This is a genomic window from Aminobacter sp. P4_D5, from assembly GCF_056401815.1.
On record NZ_JBFUIP010000983.1, the window covers coordinates 1 to 609 of the forward strand.

At 71.3% G+C, this 609-nt stretch carries 2 protein-coding genes; both read left to right on the forward strand.

From position 1 onward, the window contains the following. A partial coding sequence (locus tag AC1DWF_RS36195) for a glycosyltransferase family protein (protein ID WP_476843273.1) occupies positions 1–422 on the forward strand: 422 nt, incomplete at its 5' end. 5 nt (positions 423–427) lie between these two features. Further along, on the forward strand, positions 428–609 hold a 182-nt coding region (locus AC1DWF_RS36200), incomplete at its 3' end, for a hypothetical protein (RefSeq protein ID WP_476843274.1).

Sequence of the window (609 nt, forward strand, 5' to 3'; positions counted from 1 at the left end):
TCCGTTTCACCGGCCTTGCGGAGCGCTCGGAGATTCCCGGGCTGATCGCGGGCTTCGATATCGCGCTGCAGCCGGCTTCGGTGCCCTATGCCTCGCCGCTCAAGGTCTTCGAATACATGGCCGCGGGCCGCGCCATCGTCGCGCCGGACCAGCCGAATCTCCGGGAGGTGCTGGAGGAAGGACGCACGGCGCTGCTCTTCGATCCCGCCGTCCCCGGCGCCATCTGGCAGGCGGTGGAGCGGCTCGCCAGCTCGCCGGCGCTACGTGCGCAGCTGGGGGCGGCGGCGCGCCGCGAGGTGCTGCTGCGGGATCTGACCTGGGAAGGGAATGCGCGGCAGGTGATCGCGCTGGCCGAGAAGGAGATCGTGCGCCGGAGCCAGGGCCGCCGGCGTGGATATCTTCCCGGGCCGTCGCACCGGTGATGGACATGCCGATCGAGAAGGCCGCCCTTCCATGCGGTGGCGCCGGCATCGAGGCACCCATGGTGCTGCATGTCTTTCCGAGCTTCGCCGTCGGTGGGGCGCAGGTGCGTTTCGCCGCGCTCGCGAACCGTTTCAAGGCGCGCTGGCGGCACGCGGTCGTGGCGCTGGACGGCGACGAGGCCTGCGC